General features: G+C 34.1%; 23 protein-coding genes. 10 read left to right on the forward strand and 13 right to left on the reverse strand.

Features of this window, described 5'->3' with window-relative positions; translation table 11 throughout:
* Nucleotides 1–156: 156 nt before the first annotated feature.
* Nucleotides 157–3,822: a hypothetical protein gene (locus ACQWU4_RS14300; protein WP_429936425.1), complete on the forward strand. Its 3,666-nt coding sequence runs from the start codon at nucleotides 157–159 to the stop codon at nucleotides 3,820–3,822.
* 603 nt (nucleotides 3,823–4,425) lie between these two features.
* On the opposite strand, the gene ACQWU4_RS14305 is transcribed toward ACQWU4_RS14300, so the two are convergent.
* The 3 genes from ACQWU4_RS14305 to ACQWU4_RS14315 are packed head-to-tail and all read right to left on the reverse strand — an operon-like array spanning nucleotide 4,426 to nucleotide 6,194.
* Nucleotides 4,426–4,872 (reverse strand): nuclear transport factor 2 family protein, encoded by a 447-nt coding sequence (locus ACQWU4_RS14305; protein WP_429936426.1) that lies wholly within the window; start codon nucleotides 4,870–4,872, stop codon nucleotides 4,426–4,428.
* A gap of 6 nt (nucleotides 4,873–4,878) precedes the next feature.
* Nucleotides 4,879–5,697 carry a helix-turn-helix domain-containing protein gene (locus tag ACQWU4_RS14310; RefSeq protein WP_429936427.1) on the reverse strand — a complete coding sequence of 273 codons (819 nt, stop codon included), beginning with the start codon at nucleotides 5,695–5,697 and terminating at the stop codon, nucleotides 4,879–4,881.
* A complete protein-coding gene (locus ACQWU4_RS14315; RefSeq protein ID WP_429936428.1) occupies nucleotides 5,685–6,194 on the reverse strand; it encodes a hypothetical protein in 510 nt (169 codons plus the stop codon). Before ACQWU4_RS14315 ends, ACQWU4_RS14310 begins: the two co-directional genes overlap by 13 nt.
* A 161-nt stretch (nucleotides 6,195–6,355) precedes the next feature.
* On the opposite strand from ACQWU4_RS14315, the gene ACQWU4_RS14320 reads away from it, so the two are divergent.
* From ACQWU4_RS14320 to ACQWU4_RS14330, 3 genes are all read left to right on the forward strand, one after another.
* On the forward strand, nucleotides 6,356–7,789 hold the full coding sequence (locus ACQWU4_RS14320; RefSeq protein ID WP_429936429.1) for a PLP-dependent aminotransferase family protein: 1,434 nt from the start codon (nucleotides 6,356–6,358) through the stop codon (nucleotides 7,787–7,789).
* Nucleotides 7,790–7,904: 115 nt separating this feature from the next.
* Complete coding sequence (locus tag ACQWU4_RS14325) at nucleotides 7,905–8,717, forward strand: transporter substrate-binding domain-containing protein (RefSeq protein WP_429936430.1); 813 nt, start codon at nucleotides 7,905–7,907, stop codon at nucleotides 8,715–8,717.
* Nucleotides 8,718–8,728: 11 nt separating this feature from the next.
* Entirely contained in the window at nucleotides 8,729–9,241 is a 513-nt protein-coding gene (locus tag ACQWU4_RS14330) for a GNAT family N-acetyltransferase (protein WP_429936431.1), read from the forward strand.
* 10 nt (nucleotides 9,242–9,251) lie between these two features.
* Here ACQWU4_RS14330 and ACQWU4_RS14335 read toward each other — a convergent pair whose 3' ends face one another.
* Both ACQWU4_RS14335 and ACQWU4_RS14340 read right to left on the reverse strand, forming a co-directional pair.
* A complete protein-coding gene (locus ACQWU4_RS14335) occupies nucleotides 9,252–9,602 on the reverse strand; it encodes a hypothetical protein (RefSeq protein WP_429936432.1) in 351 nt (116 codons plus the stop codon).
* A gap of 13 nt (nucleotides 9,603–9,615) precedes the next feature.
* Nucleotides 9,616–10,059 (reverse strand): nuclear transport factor 2 family protein, encoded by a 444-nt coding sequence (locus ACQWU4_RS14340; protein WP_429936433.1) that lies wholly within the window; start codon nucleotides 10,057–10,059, stop codon nucleotides 9,616–9,618.
* 216 nt (nucleotides 10,060–10,275) lie between these two features.
* On the opposite strand from ACQWU4_RS14340, the gene ACQWU4_RS14345 reads away from it, so the two are divergent.
* On the forward strand, nucleotides 10,276–10,662 hold the full coding sequence (locus tag ACQWU4_RS14345; RefSeq protein WP_429936434.1) for a nuclear transport factor 2 family protein: 387 nt from the start codon (nucleotides 10,276–10,278) through the stop codon (nucleotides 10,660–10,662).
* A 507-nt stretch (nucleotides 10,663–11,169) separates the two neighbouring features.
* Here the strand turns inward: ACQWU4_RS14345 and ACQWU4_RS14350 are convergent.
* Nucleotides 11,170–11,514 (reverse strand): winged helix-turn-helix transcriptional regulator, encoded by a 345-nt coding sequence (locus tag ACQWU4_RS14350; RefSeq protein ID WP_429936435.1) that lies wholly within the window; start codon nucleotides 11,512–11,514, stop codon nucleotides 11,170–11,172.
* Between the two features lie 92 nt (nucleotides 11,515–11,606).
* Between ACQWU4_RS14350 and ACQWU4_RS14355 the strand changes: the two genes are divergently transcribed.
* The 3 genes from ACQWU4_RS14355 to ACQWU4_RS14365 all read left to right on the forward strand — a co-directional run bounded on the left by ACQWU4_RS14355 (nucleotide 11,607) and on the right by ACQWU4_RS14365 (nucleotide 13,513).
* Entirely contained in the window at nucleotides 11,607–11,978 is a 372-nt protein-coding gene (locus ACQWU4_RS14355) for a nuclear transport factor 2 family protein (protein ID WP_429936436.1), read from the forward strand.
* A gap of 20 nt (nucleotides 11,979–11,998) precedes the next feature.
* Nucleotides 11,999–12,823, forward strand: a complete 825-nt coding sequence (locus ACQWU4_RS14360; protein ID WP_429936437.1) for an alpha/beta fold hydrolase — start codon at nucleotides 11,999–12,001, stop codon at nucleotides 12,821–12,823.
* Nucleotides 12,824–12,907: 84 nt separating this feature from the next.
* A complete protein-coding gene (locus ACQWU4_RS14365) occupies nucleotides 12,908–13,513 on the forward strand; it encodes a hypothetical protein (RefSeq protein ID WP_429936951.1) in 606 nt (201 codons plus the stop codon).
* Between the two features lie 212 nt (nucleotides 13,514–13,725).
* Here the strand turns inward: ACQWU4_RS14365 and ACQWU4_RS14370 are convergent, their stop codons facing one another.
* The 7 genes from ACQWU4_RS14370 to ACQWU4_RS14400 form a co-directional block, all read right to left on the reverse strand.
* On the reverse strand, nucleotides 13,726–13,968 hold the full coding sequence (locus ACQWU4_RS14370; protein ID WP_429936438.1) for a hypothetical protein: 243 nt from the start codon (nucleotides 13,966–13,968) through the stop codon (nucleotides 13,726–13,728).
* Between the two features lie 119 nt (nucleotides 13,969–14,087).
* Complete coding sequence (locus tag ACQWU4_RS14375) at nucleotides 14,088–14,519, reverse strand: DUF5958 family protein (RefSeq protein WP_429936439.1); 432 nt, start codon at nucleotides 14,517–14,519, stop codon at nucleotides 14,088–14,090.
* Between the two features lie 10 nt (nucleotides 14,520–14,529).
* Nucleotides 14,530–15,093 carry a hypothetical protein gene (locus ACQWU4_RS14380; RefSeq protein ID WP_429936440.1) on the reverse strand — a complete coding sequence of 188 codons (564 nt, stop codon included), beginning with the start codon at nucleotides 15,091–15,093 and terminating at the stop codon, nucleotides 14,530–14,532.
* Nucleotides 15,094–15,315: 222 nt separating this feature from the next.
* A complete protein-coding gene (locus ACQWU4_RS14385; protein WP_429936441.1) occupies nucleotides 15,316–15,609 on the reverse strand; it encodes a hypothetical protein in 294 nt (97 codons plus the stop codon).
* Nucleotides 15,610–15,627: 18 nt separating this feature from the next.
* The gene (locus tag ACQWU4_RS14390; RefSeq protein ID WP_429936442.1) at nucleotides 15,628–19,368 is read right to left on the reverse strand and encodes an RNase A-like domain-containing protein; all 3,741 of its coding nucleotides are present in this window, start codon (nucleotides 19,366–19,368) and stop codon (nucleotides 15,628–15,630) included.
* Between the two features lie 11 nt (nucleotides 19,369–19,379).
* On the reverse strand, nucleotides 19,380–22,292 hold the full coding sequence (locus tag ACQWU4_RS14395; protein WP_429936443.1) for a hypothetical protein: 2,913 nt from the start codon (nucleotides 22,290–22,292) through the stop codon (nucleotides 19,380–19,382).
* 3 nt (nucleotides 22,293–22,295) lie between these two features.
* A complete protein-coding gene (locus ACQWU4_RS14400) occupies nucleotides 22,296–23,849 on the reverse strand; it encodes a T9SS type A sorting domain-containing protein (RefSeq protein WP_429936444.1) in 1,554 nt (517 codons plus the stop codon).
* Between the two features lie 796 nt (nucleotides 23,850–24,645).
* Here ACQWU4_RS14400 and ACQWU4_RS14405 point away from each other — a divergent pair.
* Both ACQWU4_RS14405 and ACQWU4_RS14410 read left to right on the forward strand, forming a co-directional pair.
* Entirely contained in the window at nucleotides 24,646–25,038 is a 393-nt protein-coding gene (locus ACQWU4_RS14405; protein ID WP_429936445.1) for a helix-turn-helix domain-containing protein, read from the forward strand.
* A gap of 358 nt (nucleotides 25,039–25,396) precedes the next feature.
* Nucleotides 25,397–25,663 (forward strand): hypothetical protein, encoded by a 267-nt coding sequence (locus ACQWU4_RS14410; RefSeq protein ID WP_429936446.1) that lies wholly within the window; start codon nucleotides 25,397–25,399, stop codon nucleotides 25,661–25,663.
* Nucleotides 25,664–25,704: the final 41 nt, after the last annotated feature.

Raw genomic sequence — 25,704 nt, forward strand, 5'->3', positions numbered from 1 at the left:
TGGTTCATATTGTTAGGAAGAACAAAAGAATTGTAATAGGAATAAGTTTAATCCAACATTAAAAATATATACAGTTTATATTTAATTAAAACACAAATAAATTAATCACATTTTATTAAATTAGTTTAACTAAGTACGTTTAATAATTATTAATTCATGATTACTGAAATTGAACACCGCCTCTTAAGCTGTAATGCTGATAAATTTGCTAATCTGTGTAGACTATACCTTTCCTACAAATATGATATTATTAATTCAACAGGTTTTGTTTTAGGGAAGGAAAAATCTAAAAAAGGAACCCCAGACAACTTTATTCCAGTTAAAGATTTTTACATTTTTAATGAAATTACTACTATTGATAAAAAAAGGTTGTTACCTAAATTAAAATCAGATATAGAACATTGTTTTATACAAAAAGATGTTCCTTCAGAAAAAATTCTCAAAATAATACTTATATGTAACAATAAAATTACCACCTCTATTCAGGAAGAATTGAACAAACACAAAAACTCATTTAATTCTACTGTTGTTTTAGAATTAATAGGTATTGATGCTTTTTCAACTATTGTATTTAGAGAATATCCATCTATCGCAAAAGAATTAGGTGTTACAATTGATTCGGGCCAAATACTTGAGATTGACGAATTTATTTCTCAATATGAAAAATCAAAATTTTCAACCCCTCTTTCAAATCATTTCTTTAATAGGGATAAAGAATTAAACGAAGGCATCTTATTATTAGAAAAAAATGATTTAGTTGTATCTGGACAAGCTGGTGTAGGAAAAACGAGATTTTCATTAGAATTGGTTAGAAATTTCCAGGGGAATCATCCTGATTATAAAGTAAAGTATATAAGGGCTAATGGCATACTTGATATTTGGGAGGATCTAAAAGTTCAACTTATACAAGGTAAAAATTATATGATAGTAATTGATGACGCTAATAAATTAAAAAGTAACCTTGACCTAATAATAAATTTTAAAAAGGGTTTTATTAAGGGTAATATAAAATTAATTTTTACTGTCAGAAATTATATGAAAGAAGAAATTCAAGGAAAACTTAGTTCCTATCAATTAATTGAACTTAAGAATTTTGAAAAGAAAGAACTAAAGCAAATATTACAATCTCCGGATTTTAACATTACCGAATATTATTCAGATAAAATATATTCCATATCAAAAGGAAACCCAAGAATAGCGATAATGGCAGCTCTTGCCGGGATTAATGGAGAAATTGAGAAGCTCAATAATGCATCTTTAATATTGGAGGAATATTTTTCTTCAGTCAATAGACAATTAAATGTAAATAGCCAATTAATTAAAACTGCCGGCATTTTATCATTATTCAGAACTATAGATTTTAGTCATTCTAAATCAATTGAAGAAATTGAAAAATATTTTGAAATTTCAAAATATGAGTTGATTGAAAATCTTGAATTGCTTTTCAAATATGAAATTGCAGATGAATTCAACGATTCATATAAAGTTGCAGATCAGATATTGGGAGAATATATTTTTTATTTGGTTTTTATCAAAGAAAAACAAATCCCATTCAGTTTACTTCTTGATTTATATGTGGATGAAAATAAATTCTCATTAATTAAATTACTTACACCTATTGTCAGCAATTATGGTTTTGAAGAAATAAAACTTCTTATTATTAATGACATCAAAAGAAAATGGAACAGTTTAAATGATAGCAATAAATGTTTAAAATTTCTAAAAGATTTTTGGTTTTATTTACCGACAGAATCATTACTGTTTGTAAATAAACTTTTTCCAAAGGATAATACTATTGATTTGCATTCTCTTTCATTTGAAATTTATAATAGTAATCATATAGAAACTTATGATGACAGTATTATAGAAATTTTATTAAATTTTCAACAGTTTCCTGACAAGTTTATACTTTCATTGGATTTGCTTATGAAATATGGTTTATTAAGCCCACTTCATTTTACAAAACTGCTTAAAGTATTTACCCAATCTTTCACCTATGGAAAATACGACTACAATTTAAAATACGCTACTCAAATAAAGTTATTTGAATTTTTATATGATAAGGTTCAAAAAGAAAACAGTGCTTTTTACTCCAGGATAATACTTTTTATTGCCCATAAATATCTAATTGATAGTTTCCAATCCTCCGTTTGGGAAGGTAATACGATACATACAAATCAAATTCCGACATATCTGTCAGAAGAACAAAAAGAGTTTAGGAATAAACTATGGATTTTCATTTTTGATTGTTATAAAAATGAAAATCTGAAAAATTATGTTTTAGATTTTTTTGAACAACACCGGTATGAACACCATTATCTAAAAAATGATGTAGTTATAAAATTTGATAAAAAACTGGTTTTGGATTTTTTTACTAACAGCTTCTTACCTAATCCTGATTTTAGAGAAACAAAAATTGTATATAGATTTTTAAAGAATTTAGGATTCTATAATGTTTCATACGATAAGAGATTTAAAGGAAAATTTAAAAATAAAGAAGTTGATTTATGGTATTTACTTAACGAAAGGGCAGAAGATAAAAGAGAATTACTATATCAGTATATCGAAAATTTTGATCTAGAAGATTATCACTTCTTATTACAACAAATTGATGTAATTAGCAGGTACAAGAAAAATTATTTTTCGGGGTATTCTGTAATTAACGATTCCATATCTCATATATTTATAAAGCTTGCAAAAAGTAATTTTGCACTATTTCTTGTAGTTTTTGAAAGCCTCTTTAAATATGAATATTCAAACTATCTTTTCATTGGCATGATATTCAGGGATATTGAATATAGTGAATCTAAATCAAATGAATTACGGGATTTAATTATTAAACATAAAATTAGTCTAGATTGCATTGTTCCTTTTTTGTCACATCTTCCAATTGAATTTATTATATACAAGGATTATGAACTTTTAATGGATTTTTTTAAGAATGAAGAAACGGTTTGGATCAATTTTCTTGAAGACATTTTTGTAAAATTCAAAAAATTAGATATTGACATTGAAAAAGAATTGAACAAGATGCTGGATTACTTAATAGATAAATCTAATGCGAAAAACTTTTATATTCGTAATGAATTTTTCATATACATACATAAAGACTATCATCATATTTTTTTAAATAGATTGGAGGATATTCAATCTCTCTACCTTGTATTAGACAATAAAAACAGGCACTTTGATTATGAATTAAATGTTTTGGAATTAATCCTTAAAATCAAGCCAAAATTTATAAACAAATTATTAGAGTCAACTTTTGAAGGAAAATCATTTATAAGCAAAAATGATTTTTCGGGAACGAACTTTAGAAAGTTATGGAATTTGCAAAATAGAAATGAAGTGTTTGAAGATATTATAAAGTTCTCAAGTAAGTTTCCTTCTATTTTCAGAAATGTTCGTTCTGAAGTATCTACCATTTTTCAAGGTAGTGGAGAAAATGGTTTGAATTTTCTCTATTACTTAGTAAATAAGACAACTGATGAAAGAATATTAAAATTGGTATTTAACATTGTAATATCTGTATTTAATGAATCAAAATATGATTTTTTGAATATCATAATAAAGAAAAATACAACAATAGAATTTTTTAAACGATTAGACTTTTATGCAGGGAATAGCGTAACCGTTAATAGTAGAATACCTAAAATTAGAGAAGAGATTACTATTTATGAGGATTTAAGAGATTACATACAGAATTTAAACAATATAGAATATCTAGAACATCTTAATTTTATAGAAAATCAAATCAATGCTTATAAAGCTGAAATTGAATGGGAAAGAAAACATGAGTTCTTGGATGAATGGTCTATCTAAATTATATGGGGGTGTCTCAAAAGGGCACTCTCTTTTTTATGTATGTTAGCATATATATATGTGCATATGAGTAAACCTATATTGTTTTGTCCGTATCAATTTATGTATATAGTTACAATGGTAATTAATTGAGGTTATGCTTATCAGATAACATACTTTCTTTACTTTCTATTCACCGACATACTTCAGCAAATGTATTTTCATATTTGTACGTAAATACATACCAACATTCTTACTTCTTTTTCCATGCTTGTACGCAATTAAGGATTACTATATGTACAGAACAATGGGATAAATTTATATTATTTATAGTATGGTTGACATATTACCAACAGGTAATAGCAAGTTGTGTTTTGAGCTGCTCCAAATACTTTGCGCAGCTCAAAACAACTTGCCCTTGCAGGGGGCAGAAAACACCCTCCAAAGTCGGGGTTTATTAAATTTAATGGAATGAAATATAGAATATAGTAAAAGAAATAAAATAAGTGATGTAGGCAGGCGTTTGTCAACTGGATGAAGAAAAAGAAATGAAATATTCAGCATCACAGGATGATTATAATGACGAAAAACCATTACAAAATGCTTTAAACTTTGATTTCTTCATTATCGGTTTTCAATCCAATCAACCAATAGCTTACGGCCAGCAAAAAGCCATTTGTCATCTTGCTTTACAAATTTGTCCTGATAGCGGATTGCCGCCACCATTAGTTTTTGTTTCCCATCTTCAATAGTGAGATGGTGTGCCATACAGTATGCAATTCCCGTTGCTGTTTCTCCGTTCAGCTTCACTGTATTTTGCCCGTTAAAGTGCATGGTGGCCTTATAGGTATTCAGGTTATCAAACACAGGGAATAAATCGGCTCTGCTATTAACAACCTGCGAGGGTGTTTCCGATTTGGGGTCATAAAAGACCTCAAATAAGGTGTCCTCTGTAAATAACTCCATCTGTCCCTGAGCATCTCTTGTATCTGCGCAATAAGCATAGCTGTCTATTAATTCCCGGATTGCCAGACGGTCTTCCATTTCCTGAATTTTTTGTTCTGCGTTCATTTTGTATTACTTTTTTATGATTAAACTTTCCGTTGGGGTTACACCGTATTTTTGTTTAAAGGCTGTATAGAAATGTGATAAATTTTCAAAACCTAAATTCAAATAAAAATCGGATTGTTTCTCGCTTTTATGATGAATAAGATAATACGCTTCTTCCAAACGTTTTTCCTTTAACCATTTTGCCGGAGGTATATTAAAGGTTTTTATAAAATCCCGTTTAAATCCGGCCAGGCTTCTGCCAGTCAGTTTAGCAAAGTTTTCAACCGATGAATTGAACCGGAAATTTTTGAGCATAAATTCTTCGATGTCTATCTTGTATGGTTCCGTAAAATCAAAAAGAAACTCCCGGAACTCCGGACGAATATTCTGTAGCAGTTCTATAGCTTCTATTACTTTTGAAAATGCCATTTTTACATTGCCCTTATGCGGTTGCTCCAAATAAGGTATTAATGATTGAAAATAACTTTTCAGAAAGCCGTCCGGCTTTAGAACGACATTCCATCGACCAGTATATTTTTTATTCTGTTCGATATTATAGATTGCTGCATATTTCTTCAAATCTTCCGTTTTCAGAATAATAGAAATGGCTTTATACTCTTTATCGGCTGCTGGTATTTTCAGGCTTTTGGCAAACTGGTTTCGATGAGCCAGTAATACCTGATTTTTTTTCAATACCATATTGCCTTGCTGGTGAAAGATATGTGTTTCGCCTGATACCTGAAATGCCAATGTATGTTCAGGAACAAATTGCTCATAGCCCCATTGTTCTTTCGAAGTACAGGAATAAACAAACGAGTTATTAATATACGGTATTACTGTTGCCATGTGTTCTCTTTTATTAAAAGCTGATCGCGGTATTCAGCATTACGGGCAGAAATATTGCTGTCAACTACCATTAAAAAAGCTACGGTAAGCATTATGGTAATGCTTATTGCTCTCCAATTTGGAGAAGAAAAAAGTATAAGAAAAATGGCTGCTGCAATAGCTATTGCAGGCAGTATTTTGAACACCAGCTTAAGTTCACTATCTGATTTTGTTGTTCGGGCGATCTCTTTTTTGATAAAGGCAAAGGAATCCTTTTTATACTCCTGTTCAAACTGTGTAATGCGGGGTTTGTTGGCAGCATATAAGCCTATTCCTACGGCAAGCAAAAAAGCACCAGCTATTATAAAAGGAATTATAAAAGCACTTGCCATAGTTGTCTTCCCCCATGAAGCAAACCCTATTGCAGCCAGCAAAATAAGGGCACTAAATACCCATACCATTTTTGCGGAAAACAATTCTGCTTTTGCCCATTCCGTACTTAATTTCAAAATATCCATAATCCTATTTTATATTACAAATTTCTAAAAACAAATTGGAATACAACTTTCTGAAAGGCTCAAATATTAGTTTCTAAAAGGTTCAGCTATATATCTTTAAATTCTCTGTACATTTAACAGATTTTAAACTTGTATAAAACCCTATAACAGATTAAATTTTCATGAAAGAACCTATATATATCACATTTGCCAACCAAATAGCCAAAATGATTGATAATGGCACTTTTAAACCAGGAGATAAATTGCCATCTATAAGAAGCCTGCATCAAAAAAAAGGTTTGAGTGTGGGTACAATATTGCAGTCTTTTAATTATTTGCTAGACAAAGGATTGGTTGTTTCTAAAGAGAAATCAGGATATTTTGTACAGGATATATCCAGTCAGGAGATCCCGATACCTAAAGTAATGCCTGTTTCATTATCGGCAAAAACAGTACATATTGACAGCTTATTACAAAAATTACCGCTCGATGGCAGTGGTAAAAAATTCGTTTCATTTACCAATGCACTTCCTGATAACAGATTACTTCCATTCAACAGCATTAAGCGCTTCATTCAGCAAACTTCAAGAGATTATAGCGGCAGTTATCTGGGGTTAGAAAGCCGGTACGGTAATCTACATTTACGGGAAGAAATAGCTAAGCGGTCGCTACACTTGAAAGGTCATATACATGCTGATGAGTTGATTATCACCAATGGTGCTGCAGAAGCTATCTTATGCTGCCTTAAAGCCATAACCCAACCTGGAGATACAGTACTGGTGCAAGAACCCTGTTTTTTTGGTATACTACAAATTATCGAATGCCTCGGTCTGAAAGTTGTTTCCATACCCTCACATCCAGTATTAGGTATATCAGCCAGTGAGGTTAAAAAAGCCTGTAAAAAATTTGCCGTCAAAGCCTGTGTTATCGTCAGCAATTTCAATAATCCTGATGGCGCAAGTATTAGTACAGAAGAGAAAAAAGAACTTGCAGCATTAGCCAATACTTTGCATATCCCGATTATAGAAGACGACCTTTATGCCGACTTATTTTTTAAAGGAGGAAGACCAGATACTATTAAAACCTATGATACGGATGGTTGGGTATTATATTGCAGCTCATTTACCAAAACACTGGCTCCGGGATTTAGGATTGGATGGTGTGCAGCAGGGCGGTTTATATATGACGTCGCGCGGATAAAATCAGTGTTAAATCATTCGACTTCTAATTTTAATCAGCAGGTTATTCTCCAATTTCTTCGTTCCGGAATGCTTGAAAGGCATCTGTTGAAATTCAGGCTTGAAATGCACAAAAATTTCAATCGTTATGCTTTTTTTATCCAGCAATATTTTCCTAAAGGAACAAAAATCACCCAGCCTCACGGGGGACTTTATATTTGGATAGAATTTCCTGCCCCTCTCAATACTTCCAAACTTCTTTCAAAAGCAATGGAGCAAGGAATATCTTATGCCCCAGGTGAAATCTTTTCATCAAAAGGAGATTATCTCCATTACCTCCGTATCAGTTATTCAAGCCTTTGGGAGAAAAAGGTAGAAAATGCGCTAATCGCCTTAGGGAAACTTTTTAGCAAAGCTCTTGATGAATTTGAAAACTAATTTTTTGGATTAGCTAATACAATCTGTTATAGTAATATATATATAATCTGTATCTGTTATAGCATTAAAATCATTCCTAATTTTGTAACGGCATTGAGCCAAGTCAAAAAACGGAATGAGTAGAAGATTATTAGCAGTCATTATACTATTACTAAATTTTAAAGTTATGCAAGCACAGGATTTCCAATCAAAACCTTTGGATAAACACACAAAAATAAAAATCGCTTATGTTGATGAACCTCCATTCTACTGGACAGAGGATAGTAGCGTAGAAGGAGCTGATATAGAATTGGCAGAAGCAATTCTTCATGCTATTGGCATCACGGATATTGAATATATCCATACAACATTTGAAAATCTTTTGCCCGGTGTTCAGGCTGGCAAATGGGATATGAACGTTCCGATTTTCGTAACAAGTGAACGTGAAAAAACTGTAGCATTTAGTACCCCTGTTTGGGCTTTAGTAGACGGGTTTGTAGTCCTGAAAGGAAATCCTAAAAATCTGACAAGTTATGAGGCTGTAGGAAAGCGGGCAGATGTACGTTTAGGGTTGATACCGGGTCAGGTTCAATTTGAGAAAGCAAAAGCTGCGGGCGTAAATGATAGCCAAATAATTATGTTTAAAGACCAGCCGGAAGTAATAGCAGCATTGCTTGAGGGTAAAATAGATGCATTTGCAGCAACCGCTATTGGAAATAATTCTATTGCCAAAGCCAACCCTCAATTGGAATCAATTCCTCATCAAATAACCGATAAAGAGGAAATACCAGTTGGTGCCTTCTCATTTAATAAAGAAAGTATAGCATTAATTAATGCGGTAAATGAGCAACTCTGTGTCTATTTAGGAACGGAAGACCATCGTACCAAAATGGCAAAATATGGAATTATAGATACAGAGATTGACCCTGTGGTTAATAAAAAATATTAAATAAACAGCATATGGAAATATACAACAGCACTAATAACGATATTGACGAAATTTTCAGGCTCTATAAAATTGCAACAGATTTCCAAAAGACCAAATTTACAGTCCATTGGCCTGAATTTGATAAAAGTCTTATTGAAGCTGAAATTGCAGAAAACAGGCAGTGGAAAATAACGATTGATGGTAAGATAGCCTGCATTTGGGCCATAGCTTTTAGTGACCCACAGATTTGGGAAAACCGGAATACCGATCCGGCAATTTACATTCACCGGATTACAACAAATCCTGATTTTCGTGGGCAAAACCTTGTTGAACAAATTGTAAAGTGGGCGAATGATTTTGCAAGAGCGAATAATAAACAATTTGTAAGAATGGATACTGTTGGCGACAATCCGGGACTTATTAATTATTACACAAGATGCGGTTTTGATTTTTTAGGTTTATCCAAACTTCAAAATACAACCGGGCTCCCTGCACATTATGATAATGCAACGGTAAGTTTATTTCAAATTACTGTTGAAAATTAATATTGATTTTTTAACAGTAAGAAACAACAAAGTTCTTAATCTTACCTGCAATTTCCATTAGATTTGAATCTTGTTCTATACCGACAGAAACATGACCATTTTTTATTGACATGACAAATTCGAAAAATGAGCCATACTTTATTATTACATATTCAACACCACCACAATCAATGTTTCCCCGTTGTGTAACAAGTTTTAAAAGCGTTGGATTGACGATTAATTCTTCATATTTGTCGGATTCCGAGCTACTCGTATTTTCCAAACCAGGCTTTTCCCCGGAAATGAGTTTACCATCAGCATAAATCGCCACATAACGAATACTGTCAGAAAGGGAAAATATTTGATTTTTTATTGCTTCCATTGTTATTTTCTTTTTAATCAGGTGTTGTTGATAATACTACTGCAAGCGAGTCCATATAATCCCGCCAATGTACAATTTTTCTATCTTTAATTGTTACGATCGAACAAAAACGGTTGTCATATTTTTTTCCGGTTGAAGGAACGGTGCCGTGTACTTCGTATTCCAAAATAATTACGTCGCCCGGATTGGCAGATTTATAAACCCTCAAATTGTCCGCAGAATGAAGCTGGTTATTATATCCGCCAAACCAGTCCATATAAGCTTTTCGTCCTTCTAATTTATTTGGGAACCCCTCAAATTTATAGAGGAATTCGAAAACGGCATTTTCATCCACCGCATCCCAAAAATGTTCTCCATCCACTTCGCCATTCAGGCCTTCCATTACAATTTGATAAAATGGTTCAGCATTTTCTCTGAATGCCGGGTGATTTCTGTCCACTTTGGTTTTGCTATCCATTTTTTCTTGTTTTAATATTTATAGGAAGCTAATTTAATGAAAAATAGATAAGAGTAATCCAAACTTTTTTGTTGATTTACTTTATTATAATAGTTCAGTATTCCAATGCAACAAACCAATTTTAAACCATACACGGAAGTATACTTTGGACTCTATTATACTTTTATGTAAACAAAAAAAAATTACTTTTGTGTTTATTAATCAATAAGAATGAATATGGAAACATCAACAAAAAATAATGTTCAGGATTATAAAGCGATAGTAGCGGTTTTAGAAAATTATGCTGAAGGATTAAGAACCGGGAATATTGAACTGTTAAAGAAATCTTTTCACCCGGATGCAATCATGTATGGCTTTTGGGAAGAATATTTTATCGAAGGCGGTATTGCCAATCTTTACGATTCCGTGGCAAAGCATGGAGCAGCGCCGCATTTGGCAGCGCATATTGATATACTGGATAAAACTGAAAATACAGCCCTTGCCCGTGTAGGTTATGAAAGAAATGCTGCCGGTAAAGAGGGGATAGATTATCATTCGCTAATTAAAGTGGGGGGCGAATGGAAAGTTATTTCGAAGTTATTTCATATACCTGTAAAGGAATGAGTACACAAAATATAGATACGTTGTGAAATAAGAAGATATTAAACTGTTTTTTTTCTGTACATCCGGGAAATATATAGTTGATGAATATGTGATATTCCTTGCAAGCAGTTCTGTTCGCCTGGACTGAAAGTTACAGGCTTCAGACGTTAAGTCTGAACCATTTGTAGAGAAAGGCATCTGGCATGGTGGCTTAGACTGTGAAGTGGATTTATCCGAACGCCTTGCGTCGAATAAAGAAGTATTTAAATTTGTCAGGAACAACCCAGCTCAAAATAAAAAATGATATGATGTTACAACACAAGTGTCAATATTATGCCGATGAAAAATCGGGTTTTAATCTGGCACTTGTGTTGTTTCTTCCCAACAGGCTCTCAATTTCGATTTGGATAATTTCAATAAACAATGAAGATGGCCGGCCGGCTCGAAACTATTCAACAACAAAAGATAATTTATTGGAGTGATTACATAGACTTACTGTCGTGATACTTTCAGTTACTTAGGCCGAAGCTAACATTCTTTTTTATTCATATCTTTTAACCCCCAATCCTGAATAGCAGTAATAAGCGGCAATATTGATTTGCCATATTTGGATATATTGTATTCAACTCTCGGTGGTATTTCAGCATATACAGTCCTTTCAATAATATTATCCTCTTCCAACTCCCGTAATTGATTAATCAACATCTGCTTACTGATTTGTGGAATAATCTTCTGCATAGAGCTGAAACGATTATGTCCTTTATCAATGGAAAATATAACCAAAACCTTCCATTTGCCACCAACCTTATTGAGAAAATGTGTTACTCCACAATTATGGGGATTAAAGTCTTTATTTTTTCTTTTAGTTTCCAATGGTCTAAAATTTTATACTATATACATTATTATTGACTACTTTCAAATATTTTACTAAGGTAGTAAATTTGTTGCAACAAAATTTTATTAAAATGAACAACAAAGAATTAGCTTTAAAAGCCATCACGGATGTATTTGTAAACAGAGATATTACAGCATTTGACAAGTATTTCGGGGAAAATTATATTCAACATAACCCGACTTTCCCCAACGGAACCGAATTTTTAAAGCAAGTTGTACCGACCCTTCCACCTGATCTAAAGTACGAACCAGGCGTGGTAACTGAAAATGGAGATATTGTAATGATACACGGACGCTATGAAAACTGGAACGGTAAAAATATGATTGCAGTGGATATTTTCAGAATTACCGATGGAAAAATTACAGAGCATTGGGATGTGATGCAGGAAGAAGTAACCGCTGATAAGTCTGCAAACGGCAATGCCATGTTTCCTATAAAATAAAAGTCTGGGCAAGAACAAATATGAAAGATAATTTGCCAAATATTGGTGTTATAAAAACAGAGGAAATAGACGACCTAAATATTCGTTATGCAACAATCGGTGTTCCAGATAGCACGCCTGTGTTGCTTACTGCACCCTGGCCGGAAAGTATTTACTCCTTTCATCGCTTAATCCCACGTCTGGCTGTTAATCATTTTGTGATAGCAGTTGATCTGCCTGGTTTCGGGCACTCACAAAGCCGACCGGATGTAATGGCTCCTGAAGCGATGGGAGATTTTTTAATCAAACTCATTCATCACTTTCAAATCAAACGAACACACATTGTTGCGCCGGATGTGGGAACACCTGCTGCTTTGTTCGCAGCTACAAAACAACCACAGCTTTTTAAGAGCCTTGTTATTGGTTGTGCAGCCATGCTGCCAGATCTTGCGGATGGTATTTTAAAAGAATTGATTCATTCTGGCTCCCTTGCAGAAGTTGGCGCTGACGGTATAAAGCCTTATCTTGACCATGCGGCGCTTATAACGCCACCCGCAATTATTGAAGATTTCAAAGCGGCTTCAGCCGGTCGCCGTCTTGATGAAGCTACTCAGTTTGTTCGTGGTTATCTTTCCGACAGTGCCATATTAGAACCTAAGTTGTCAGATATAAAAACACCTTCACTTATTATTGGTGGCAAAAATGACAGCATTGTACCTCCAGCAAATGGTCAATTTCTTGCTGACCGTCTTGCGAATAACCGATACCTGCTGCTTGATGCGGAGCATCGTGTTTGGGAAGAGGCCACAGACGAATATATAGAAACAGTTGTTTCATGGATTAACGGAGATTATAAGCTCAGGTAAGAAATTTTGAAACTTCATACAAAGAAGAAACAATTATCTTGTAGGTATTACTAATATATAGCAATTGAATCATTTAATAATGTTATCGCACAAACAAATAATACCCATCTTAAAAAGCAAAAAGTAATGACAACAGAACAAGTAAAACAGCAATCTTTGGGTAGCTGGGAAAGTATTGCAACAGAAATACGCCCAAGCAACTCTAAAAATCCTGATGGGACATTAAAGCCTTTTTATCTAATGAGGAAACCCACTTTCCTTCAGGATAATAAATTTGAGCTGACTGTAACCAATTATGCCGACCCATACGGAAAAGTACCTTTGGCACAAATGGAAATCAAAGGTCATACAGAATGGAAGGGTGAGCATCCTATTGCAGATGGAGCACAGAAAGTAGATTTTAGCGCCGATGAAGAATATACAGTAACACCTTTGGTACAGGGATTTGCTGATGTGCTAAACCAATACTCCAAAGGATTTAACGAATGGAAAGTAGGTGAACCACAAAGCATTTTCAAAAAAACATTTGCACCATTCGGTTTATCAGAAGGACAGATTTTTAAAGAATACGACCTGATTTATTTGTATAATGGTATGATGTTTTGGGGCGCAAGAAACATAGATGGTCGTGGTTTTGATACAGAAGAAAACCGTCCGACCAATTTGCAGATACCGATGAGGCGTGTATAACAGCTAAACTGGGTTGAGTATGTAGGAGTAAGTGAGAAAAAATAAGACATGCGAATTTTGAAGAGCCGACAGTCTGGATTTTGAAATTCTGAATGTAGAGCATTAAGATGTTGTATTGATAAAATTCCATGTGGCAGACCATCTGGTTGCATTTTATTTATTGATAGTTGAAAATTATAAGGGTAAATAAAGCCCCATTTGGGGCTTCATCATTATTGGTCATTCCAAGTATCTTCAAACTCTTCCTTTGTAATGAAGTCAGAATCTTGTAAATCAAGTTCTTCAATAGATTGGTCATATAACTTAGATTCTCCTTGTTGTGGATTTTCTAATATTAAAAATACTTTTCCTTTAGACCTAATTTCAAGTTGTCTGATTGCTTCTTTATTTTGAAAATGTATATAAAACCATATAGTTTCTTCTTCCCAAAATTTTTTTACAAATAATTCTTGCATATTTTTAATAATAAAAATTTAGGGTATTGAAATCAATACCGTAATTTTATATATCATCATTTTATTTAAAAAATATAGCTTCTTTTCTTTAAAGCCCTGTAAAAGCTTATTGCATAATTTCAACTATGATCTTTTAAAATCTCATTTTCAATATTCGGTTGTGATAAGTCCCAATACCACCATTTATCAGGATTATTTTTTTCCTCTATAAACCGTCTTTTATATCCAATTTTAAATAAGCTCATCAATAAAACCAATGTCTTTTCTAATTCAAAATCAGGTAAATTAATTAACTTTATTAAATTATGATTTGCAACACCTTTTTTCAATAGAACGCAAGGTGTAAAAGTCGGCCTTAAACCACTGGCTTTTATAGCTGGTTCTATATCTTCATTCTGCGGTTTAGATTGTATTATAAGAGATATTATTCCTTCTAAATAATCTCTTTTGTTTTCTATATTAAAATTTGAAAACAGTATTTTAAAAGGATCAATATTTACAAGATCTTGTCCATACTTATTAATAAAAATTTGATCAATAATTCCTAACATATTTATAAATTTAACGTGGATGAATAGTAAGATATGGCCTTGATAAATCAAGTTTTTTAAAAATATCAATATTCCTTGGAGTATTATCTATTGTAGATCTAGCACCGGGGATAGAATTTTTTATTTTCGACCATTCCTTACTACTTAGATTTTCAATAACATAATCCCAGTCTGAATATGCTTTAGCTTTTCCACTTGCTCTACTTCCCACTACAGTAATTGGTTTATTAATTCTTGTTGCAGCATTTTCGATTCTTAAAAAATCTCCTGAAGATATTATTTCCTTTTCAGCAGCAAATACTGCTTTCGTTATTGATCCTTCAGCAGTTATTATATTTTTTATTCCTCCTCCACCACTAAGAGGAAGATCTCCCATTAAAGGAGCTATATTGGTAATTCTACCAGCAGAATTCACTTGGTATGATAATCCATCAGAATCCTCCCATTCACGGGGACTCATAAATGACCATACTTTACCCAAAATACTTTCCTTGGCAGGTAATACCTGATCTCCAATTCTATTTCTAAAGCTATAAATATTAGCAGACTCACTCTTCGAGTTCCACCATTCCATGTATTCATTTACATGGCTACGGATCTCCATTCCCCAAAAGAAACTGCTCTTAGAAAGTATAATAGGACATTATTCTATTTACCAACACATTTGGAACACTACCAGAATTATGTCTTAACCCGAAAAGATAATAATATCATCTAGTATTTCAATAGCACCTGAACTGTTTCTTCCAAAACATATTTTTAAAATAGAGTATTGTAATCAATACTCTATTTAATTTTATTTACTTAACTCTGTTTTAATCATATTTAACCACTTTAGTGCATCTTGAGAATTCTCAAAATATCGATTTGCTTCATCACCGACCTCGAACCAATAATTATCAATATTATTTATCAAAATATCTAACTCTTCTTTAGTTCTTTGTAATTCTTTTTTTGAGAACTCTGATTTACTACAATCATCAATATAGTTTGCAACTACTTCTTCATCCGTTAAATTATCAAAATCAGCATCTGGAAAATATCCGGCAAAAAAATGAAATAAGTTTGGATAGTCTTTTATAAAATTCATGTTCAATTATTTTTTTAATTATTTTGGAAAAGCTGTTAGAATAAAATAGCCCCCATAGCCATTTTGTTTAAGAACAATTCTTGCATTAGTTAGATCATTAACAATACCTGTTCTTCTCATAATACCCCTACCTATGTTTGTTGAACCTGTAAAATCTAGCGGCAAATTACGTGTACTTCCACTATTTAACCAAGATTTAATTGCGGCTCTGTTACTTTTTATGGTTGATGAAATAACCGATTCCGCTATTGCCTCACTAGTAAATGAACTTGCTCCTGTGATTCCTCTTTGAGTAGCTAAACGCCCAATCAAATCAGCATCTGTTTTTCCCACATGTCTTGCCAAAGTATGTCCTAACGTTGGAGCTTCATGATAAGCAAGCCAACCTGCTGCCCTTGTAACACTTGGTGATCTTGTTATTAATATAGCTGCAAGTCCTACACCCATTGCTGCATATTGATTTTCTGGCTTCCAAGTACTTAAAACCTGTGCCCCTACATCCAAAATACCTGCCGGATCACCAGCTCCTCCAATCATTTTTACAGGGCCATCATTATATCTTCCAGCATTTAAAGTGCGGTCCCACGCAAAATCGCTCTTAGCATTCCACCATTCCATGTATTCATTTACATGGCTACGGATCTCCATTCCCCAAAAGAAACTGCTCTTAGAAAGTACAATAGGAGGTATATTCACATGGACGCCACCCTCACCATCAGTACTTGAACCTGTTGCAATGCCAATATTGGCAAGCAGCATATTAGTATAAGGCTGGCTCCAATTAATGCCATTCCCGTCATAATCCATTGAAATACCATCACTACTTGTAAAACCTGCTCCGGTATTGTACCAAGTCGTACCATCCTGAGAGTTATTCCAAAAGCCTGCACCCAGATCCAAACTCATTCTTCCATCCGGATCATACATATTGACAGGATTATTCAACACATAGGCATAAGGAGAAGCAGAATGATAGCTTTCAGAAAGCTGGTCCATACCGTTCCATCTTCCCAATTCCGGCATATATTGCCTCCATCCGTAATCCAGCATCCCGTTTTCCTGAAGCTCTTTCCCGTTATATTTTTTACGGTAAGGTTTTGTTACTAATGTAGAAGCATTGTGCCTTAATCCGAAAGGATAATAATGGTTTTCTTCAATGATCTCTGCGCTTCCGCTGTCATTCCTGGCATAGCTTACTCTTACATTTCCAAGGTGGTCAACGTAGTTGTAAATATACTTCTTTTGAGTGTAATCATAATAACCCTCTTCATTGGCAAAAAACTGAAGCCAATCATTCTCGTACTGAAAGCCGCCCAGATATTCGGTAATCCTTTTAAGCTCAAGCTGAGTCCTATTGGCATAATAAGTATATTCTGCTTTCAGTTTTGTTCCGTCTGCAGAGTAGATATATTGAGTATTGTAATTTCTTTCTGCAGAAGTACCATTCTTTTCCTGAATGAAATAGGTTTTATCATAAATAACAGAAGAAGGAAGGTTGAGGTGGTTATATTTTATATTTAATATTCCCTTATCCTTCTGGCTCGTCATATTACCATTGTCATCATAATCTATAACATTCCCGGATACAGATGGATACCCTGCATAGTTCAGTGAGTAATCCGTTACGGTACTTAGTCTATTACCGTTATACGTATAAGTAAGATCATCAATAGCTATTGCAATACCTGCGGGAGAATTTGCGGTTCTTTTTAATGTAGAAATATTTCCGTTTTTGTCATAATCCACAATCTCACTGTATTCCTTGAGATAAGGGTTCATTTCATTCTGGTAAAAGCCGGCACGCAGTCTTGTGGCCCCGTCATAGCTGTATCCATATCTTTTCAGGATATTCTCTCCTGAAACTTTCCAGTCTGTTTCTGTAATACTTCCGTTAAACTTAGGCTTTACTTTCAGTCCGGGATATTCATTATTGGGAGTTTCTGCTCCTTCTATCGTATTATATTTTATTTTGTAGGAGAACAGTTTGCTTCCCATATTATTTATATCAGCAGCATTGATCCCCGTAAGCCATCCCCTGATGTTATAAGTATAATCTATGCTCTGAAGATTATTACCCACTTTCTTATTAATAACCTGTCCCAGGTCATTGTAAGTGTAATCGGAAAGCAGCTCTTCCATTCCGCTATCCACCTGCTGGTAATGCTTGAGTAAATATCCCTGAGGGCTATATGTATACCTGTCTTTCACCGTAACTTCAGTATTGGTGGTATTTTTTGAATGATAGGTAAAAGCCAATTGAACTTTCCCTGAAAAATCAAGCAAAGACTCTGTTTTGGTAAACCCTCCCAAATGGTTTTTACTGTAACTTCCAATCGCTCTTCCCAGCTGGTCATACCATATGGCATCTGAAGACCAATTGTCATTCTCAATGTTTTTAGTATAGCTGATGGTAGGTAGTGCTTTTGTACTTCTTACAGATGCCAGCCCATTGGAAGTAATGAGAGTCGGAATAGAAGCTAAAACAGGCTTATTCTGTATCTGGTCCGGGCGTTGAGGGGCCCCTTCAGGGTACTCATCATAATAATTAACGGATAAGATGGTCATACTCCCTGTGGGAAACGCTTCTTTTGTATAGTAAACATTAATATTATTCTGCGTAAATGGAGAAGTACTTACTGTTTCATTATTATTTGCGTTAGCAGACATATTGTTTAATGCAGTCTGCATAGCTACCCTTGACGCTGTATTGGCAAAAAAACCACTGTAAACCACTCTTCCAAATGCATCATACTTGGTGAACATCCAACCCGGCTTTCCAAAATTATTAACATTTGTTCTTAAGTTGGCATCCTGTACCAGCACCTGTCTGTTTTGTTTATCGTAGACAAAATATTCCCAGCCTTTTCCAGGAAGTTTTTTTTCTGCAAGCCTGTTGTATTTATCATATTTATACTGATAACATAAAGGATTTAGTAGAGGCTGGATTTCTGCGCCTGTGTTGGCAATTGCCGCTTTCGGGGGAATCATAAAAGAAAGGTTACCGAAATCATCATACACATAATAAGTATCCAGATTTTCAACTGCTCCGTTTTCTTTTACATTAATTTTCCGTACTAAAATAGCCTGGCCCAGAGAATTGGTAAAGGAATGGGAGTCATTCCCGTCTTCATCTTTGGACACTGATTTATAAAGTGTGTTGGCATTATAATACCCATTGGTTGTATAGGTATCATTAGCAGCAAAATTCAACACCGCATCATTAAGCTGTAAAGAAGAATTCCAAGTAATTGCCACTTTGAACCTTTTTACTTCACCGGCTGCATTTGACAAGTATTCTGCTTTTGGTGTGTGGCTCCCGCTAAGCTGCCATTCAGATCCGGGTGCGGCTGCTTTTTCGATTCGCCCCAATGGTGAATTTTCGTAAGCTACTTCAGAAAATGCATTGGAAACATTATAATAGGCATTTACAGAGTTTTCCCCTGCACTTGGTATGTAAGCACCATTTTGAGAATCCACAGGAAGGGGAAGATAATTTTTTGATGGCCTTCCCAGATTGTCATAAGATACGGGAACCACAATATCTTTTCCCAGTGGAGAAGCCTTTATGCCGATACTCTGTATACTTCTTCCCAGTCCGTCAAAATATTGAACAGTCTGCTGTTGCTGGGCTCCTGGCTGCTCGGTGGTTACAGGTTCAAGATAGGTCCTGCTATAGGTATAATTCTCTGTATTACTAAGACTTTGTGCATAAAACAAAGCAGATACAAAAAAGTATATAAAAATTGATATTTTTTTCATGATCTATGTTTTTATGGCTGTTTGATATTGTATTTATATTCCTGGATAATATTTCCGTTGACGTTAACAACAGCCTTCAATTTGTTATTCTGGTCATACTTATAAATCCCTCTTACCCCGTTTGGCGGAGTCAGTGTTGTAATACCGATTAACGGATCATAAGTATATGTAGTAATCTGGAATTTTTTTAACGCAGTGTTTGTTCTGAAAGCGTCCAATGCATTAATAAGCTCTGTTTCAGAAGCAGCATCAATGTCTAAGTTTGATTTCGATATGATATTATCTGCCAATCCTGCTATATCCGTTATAGTAGCTCCTTCTATTTTAGCAATAGGCATTGTATTGTTATATCCCCAAATAATAACGGAAGGGAAACCTTTTCCTGTACTTTCATCAGACACACTCGTATATTGACGGGTATTACCTGCGGAATCGTATTGATCATAGGTTATACTTGTCTTGGTACTGCTATCATTCGGATTAACAAAAACAACTGAAGTAGGCAAAAGGCTATTGTTTGCAAATTTAACCTGAGAGTTTAAAACTGTTTTACCATTATTCTTATTGATAGTCTGAACAGCTTCTGATAGAATATGGGCATTTTCAAGGTGGGCATATCCGGAGGTACCGGCAGGGTATATAAACTGCTGCTCTATGGCATTACCATCTGAAGTTATATCCTTTATTGAATCGGGGCCAAGATTAGAAGAATTGATAACGGTTTCTTTTTTACTTTCTACCATACTTCCCGTTTTTGTATAATCTTTATTGGCCTGTGAAATTCTTTTTACAAAAGCCGGCTTTGTAAGATGCAAACCGTAATTAATATAAAATTCACGAACCTGATCAGTAAAATTATTAAGCTCATATGTATAGTTTTCAGAACGTAATAATTGATTCTGCTCGTTGTAGATTTCTTTTTTTGAAATCAGGCCTTCTTTTGTAATATTATAGTATGGGTAATAATATACAGGAAATTGTGGAGTACCTCCATCCTGGTATTTAGGATAATCATCCGGAGTCAGGTAAGAAATTCTTGTATATCCGTTTCCGGCTTCAGAGATTTTTATATTTTTATACATAATAAAACCATCGTTAGGACTCATCTTGCTATCATTGTCATAATTAAACACATAGCCGCTCGAACCTGTACCTTCTACATTATCATAATTATAAATCAGTGTTTTGATGGGAGAAGTCTCATTAATACCTGTATAGTATTTAATTTTATTTAACCGGATATGCCCATAGTGGACTGTATTTTTTGCTTTTCGGATTGGTCCTGTTTTAAGTTTAATTTCATAGATCTGAAAAATACCATAGCTTTTTCCTGGCCCTGAAAACTGTACCGTATATGTTCCAGGGTAGCCATAATAAGTGTTTTGGGCCTGCTCAATTGTTTTTGGAAAACATTCTTTACCATACAATACTTCACCGGAACTGCTGCTGATTGTAAAATCAGTATGAAATGGTTCCGGCTCAGGATCAAGAGGATTGCCGGTTCCCGGAGTTTCACCATAGCCCTGCACAATAAAAGAAAACATGAAACCCACTTTCTTATTAGGATCTCCAGAAATTGTAAAAGTATAAGTATTTGACTGAGCCCTATTAAATTGGAAATCGGGCTGTGCCACAACAGTCTGAATATCCGAATCAATATAGGTAGGTAAAATGGAATCCAGATACTCCTGTGTATATTCAAAGAAGTATTCATGGTTTCCATACTCATATTGTGTAACTCCTTTAGATGGCGAAATTATTTTTTCCAGAACATTGGTAAACTTATAATTAGTGTAAAAGCTTTGAGGTGCTGATCCTGGCCAATCACAATAACTGTTGTTTACCGTTGGCAGGAAGTTATTATTTTCCTGATTATAAACAAATGTAGTCCTTTCGATTTCTGCATCATTTCTGTTACTCGTAACAATAGAAGAAAGAAGCCTTTTTCTCAGGGTTTGTTCATATGGCTCGGCAGAGGTTATATAATTAAAAGTGTAGGTTTGAATAATCTGATCAAGAGAGTTTTTTAATGTTATTTTTTTCAGACTGTAAAGATCATTCGGAGTTCCACTTAAGCTTTCATCAAACTGATAATCAAATATCACTTTCCCCAGATCCGTATCTACAGATTTTAATTTACAGTACTGATACATCAGTTCTCCGGTAGAAGCTCTATTTTTTGACTTTTTATCATAATTATAAGTTGCCAGTATCTTTCCAATGGGGCTTATTATTTTGGTTAAAAAATAGGCGGATTTATATCCTTTCCTAGGAATAAAAAAATCTTCGTCATATCGCATTTCGTAATCAAAGTCATCAAAAATATATTTATATCCTTTTCCATCTGTAATGGTAAAGTTTTCAACTTTTAATGTCGCGGTATTAGTACTTCTTTGATATTCAAATTTCAGATTGTTGGGAGTCATGTTAACAAGGCTAAAAGTATTGTTAACCACATCTCTTTTGATCTGAAATCTACCGGATATACCTGGTAAGTTGTAATAGTAAAAATCATCAAAAGCATTCTTTTGATATTCCGGTCTTGATATATCATCATACCTTTCATCAAGTTCCTCAACAATCTTTTTATAAATTACACTTCCTCCAAATAAGCTCCAGCCTGCACCAACATCACTAGCTGAAAAATTACTGTCCCATACATAAACAGGATTGTAACTTAAATTAAAGACATTTTTAATATTTTTATCTTGTATTGGAATCTCTATAACAGGAATATTGATATTAGGCTGACCCGTCACCTGATTTACGGGATTGTCCGTAAATCTTGACATTGAAGCCATTGAAGGTGAGGCAATAGGAGCTGTACTCCCTTCTCCTAAGCTCTGCTGGCTATACATATTACCGGCACAAAATAAGAGTAGGAAAAGAAGATATTCCTTTCCATTTATTAATTTATTCATCATTGTTTATTTCTTGATTAGTTTAGCACTTGCTGTTTTATTAGTATCCGTTTTTATCGTCACCAAATAAGCTCCCTGAATTAAATTCTGAGTATTAATCTTAGTAACTTTATTCTTTGTTTTCAGGCTTTGAAGCTGTCTTCCGCTCATGTCATATAAAAGAATTTCAGCTTCCTTAAAATCAAAGCCTATTTCCACATAAGCATAATCTGAAACAGGATTCGGATAAATTTTGATGTCCTGCTTTTCAATCAGCTGGTCAAGCTGCTTATCTCCCAGCTTTACAATCTTCCAGTTCTCTTTTCCCAATTCTTCTGCGCTGGTTCCTGCCAGAATGATGGATCCGTCTCTGTTCAGTTTAATATCTGAAAGTCTTTCTTCCCTTTTTCTGGATTCACCTTTCACGTGTTTTCTCCACTTCTCATTTCCATTCTGATCCAGATACAGCATCCAGAAGGTTTCGTCATCAGTCTGTATCTTGCCTTCTGCCTGGGTGTAGCCCCCTAAAAGAATTCCCTTCGAAGATTTATCATCCGTTGAATAAAGTACACTTGTTCCCATCAGAATATCCCTGTTTCCAAAATTGTAGGATTTCTGCCAAAGCTCTTCACCTCTTTCATTTAAGGAAATAAGCCACAAATCAGTTCCCTCTTCTATACCTGCAGCTTTATTGCCTGATCTCTCAGATCTGGATTCTCCACCAATCAAATAACCGGAAGATGTTAAAGCAAGTGTTCGTATATGGTCATCTCCTTTTCCTCCAAAGTTCTTTTCCCATTCTGTTTTTCCATCCTTGTTAAGTTTGATGATCCAGTAATCTCCTTCACCATAGTTTTCTGTTTTCTTGGAACCTCCGGCATTGCTTCTTGAATAGATCCCTAACAAGGCGCCGCCATCTTTGGTAGGAATTATTTTCTCTACCTCGTCCAAGCCTTTTCCTCCTAAAACGATTTGAGAAAGTTCTTTTCCGTCCTTATCCATTTTAATAATCAAAACATCTTTGGAACCATATCCTTTTTTAGAATTTTGCAAATTTCCGGCAACAAAAAATCCTAAATCTGTACTCTGAATTACGGATCTGGCCTCTTCATCTGAAGAGGAGCCCAGTGTCTTTTGCCATAGTTCATCTCCAAATTCATTCAATCTGATTAACCAGATATCGGAACCCCCTTTCGAATCTTCTTTCTTATCCAGTCCTTTTGAAGAATAGCTTGTACCGGCCAGAAGAAAACCGCCTTCCTGAGTGGATACAGTTGCGGAGAGGTAATCATGGTTCTGTCCTGAGAAATATTTCTCCCAGATTTCTTCTCCCTGCTGGTTCAGCTTTACAACATGAAAATCGTAACCGTTATTTTGTTTACTATTTGAGATCCCTGAGCCTGTCGAAGGGGCTGACTGGATGCTGCTTCCGGTAATAAGATATTGCTGGTCTATTGTTGTGGTAACCTGGCTTAGAAAATCCTGGGTATTGGATTTAATATCTTTTTGCCACAATACTTCCTGAGCAGATACAGATAGAAGAGTGCACATTATAAGTGCACATGAATAATTTTTTTTCATAGGCATGTTGGTTTTAGCGTCGCGAACTTATTAATTCTATTTATTTCTCACAATGGGGAAAGTCCTATATTTTTCATTTGATTTGTTAGGGTGAATCTAATCCTTTACATTATTGTTATGACAAAGCTAATTCAGCATAGCGACAGAACCTGTCGCATTAAATATAAATGCAGTTTTCTTGCTTTTGGTTGGATATATCATCGATGACTAAAGTATAATAATAATCTCATCTTCATTATAACTCAGATTATAATCTTTATAACTTAAGTTATAAAATACATACAGATATATTTTATTCAATTTTTATAGTCTTGACCATTTGGAAGATTGCTTAAATGCAGTTGAAATAAAGCTCCTTAGAAGAGCAAAGGAAATAGGGGATAGAATTCTTGTTACTATGTACAATAGATCAGTAAAACAAAATCATGTTATACACGGTCCAAAGACTTAGAATTTATAAATTGAATTGTTGTAAAAAAATATACTGGCGAATCTTTCGTGAAAGTGCTATAGGAAAGCGATCAGGGTTATGCAACCTGATTAATTGTTTATTTCACTTCGTGTAGAAATATGTTTTTTTTTAAAGGTAAAAACAACATAGCATCGTTTCTCAGGAATGATATAATCCCGAAAACAGAAGAAACAACACCTATAATTGTCCAAAAATCCATAAATCAAATATAAAAAAATAAATTGAAGAAAAAATCCTATCAGGCAAAATATTTATACTCTCATTGTAATAGGATTGTACATGATAAATTTAAAATTTATATTTTAGCCAGATAAAAATCGCCCTATGACTATGACACTTGGAACCAAGCTGACAAGGCTAAGAAATAATAAAGGATATACTCAGCAAGAGATAGCGGATAAGCTGCAAATATCGCAGCCGGCATATTCGAAATGGGAATCTGACGCTGTAAGACCAGACTTGGAAAACCTGTTTAAAATTAGCAATATCTATGGCATAGATCTGAAAGAATTAGTTGATGATGCCGGGCATATTATATCGAATAATACATTCGATTCTTATTCTTCAAATGCAATAGGCACAGTATACAATGCCACCTTTAATGTACACTCGGCAGAACTAATTGAAAGTGTCATGTCTAACCAGAAAGATATTACTCAATTGCTCAATAATCAGAATCAGCTTATTGAAGCATTAATTCAAAAACTTAAATCATAAGAATAGATCAGCTAAAATCAGGAGAATCTTTTAACTGCTTGAAATAAGAAGAAGTTAGAAAATAGATTGTACCCTTTATCAACCTGTATAGATAGCTTACCCTTTTAAGAGTAAGTTCTATTATATCTTTATTACTTCTTTCTTTGGAAGTTGATTTTAGATATAGGATAATTTATACTTATCCGGACAGATATATTTTGTCTTATGCATTACTTGCCTTTTATTGATTCATTACTTCCTCTTTTTTATTAAATAAACCAGAATATGCCTGATTCATTTTAGGAGCAAAGGTATATTCGTGTTCTTAACGCAACAGCAAGGTCAGGTCCCAGGGGATTTGGCAAAAAATCTCCACCCGATGGGTAGTATTTTTCACCAAAACCTTGCTGCTGCTAAACACTACCTTTTTAGTGCTCCTGAAAACGAATCAGGCATACTCCGGCTCTTTATACGAATAAAAAAAATGTCAGTTATGAAAAATAGAATTGAAAATAGAAAAGATATATTATCAATAGAAAGAAAACAAATAAGCTTCTCCTCTCATTACCGAATAAATTTCGGAGAAAAAGAAAAAATAAAACCTTTAATGCTTGGAGACTATGTGTGCCAAATTATACTGCCATAACCCACAATCTGAATCTGTAATAGCTATTTCAGTTATTTAGT

Source organism: Chryseobacterium sp. MIQD13, assembly GCF_050496705.1.
Lineage (GTDB): Bacteria > Bacteroidota > Bacteroidia > Flavobacteriales > Weeksellaceae > Chryseobacterium.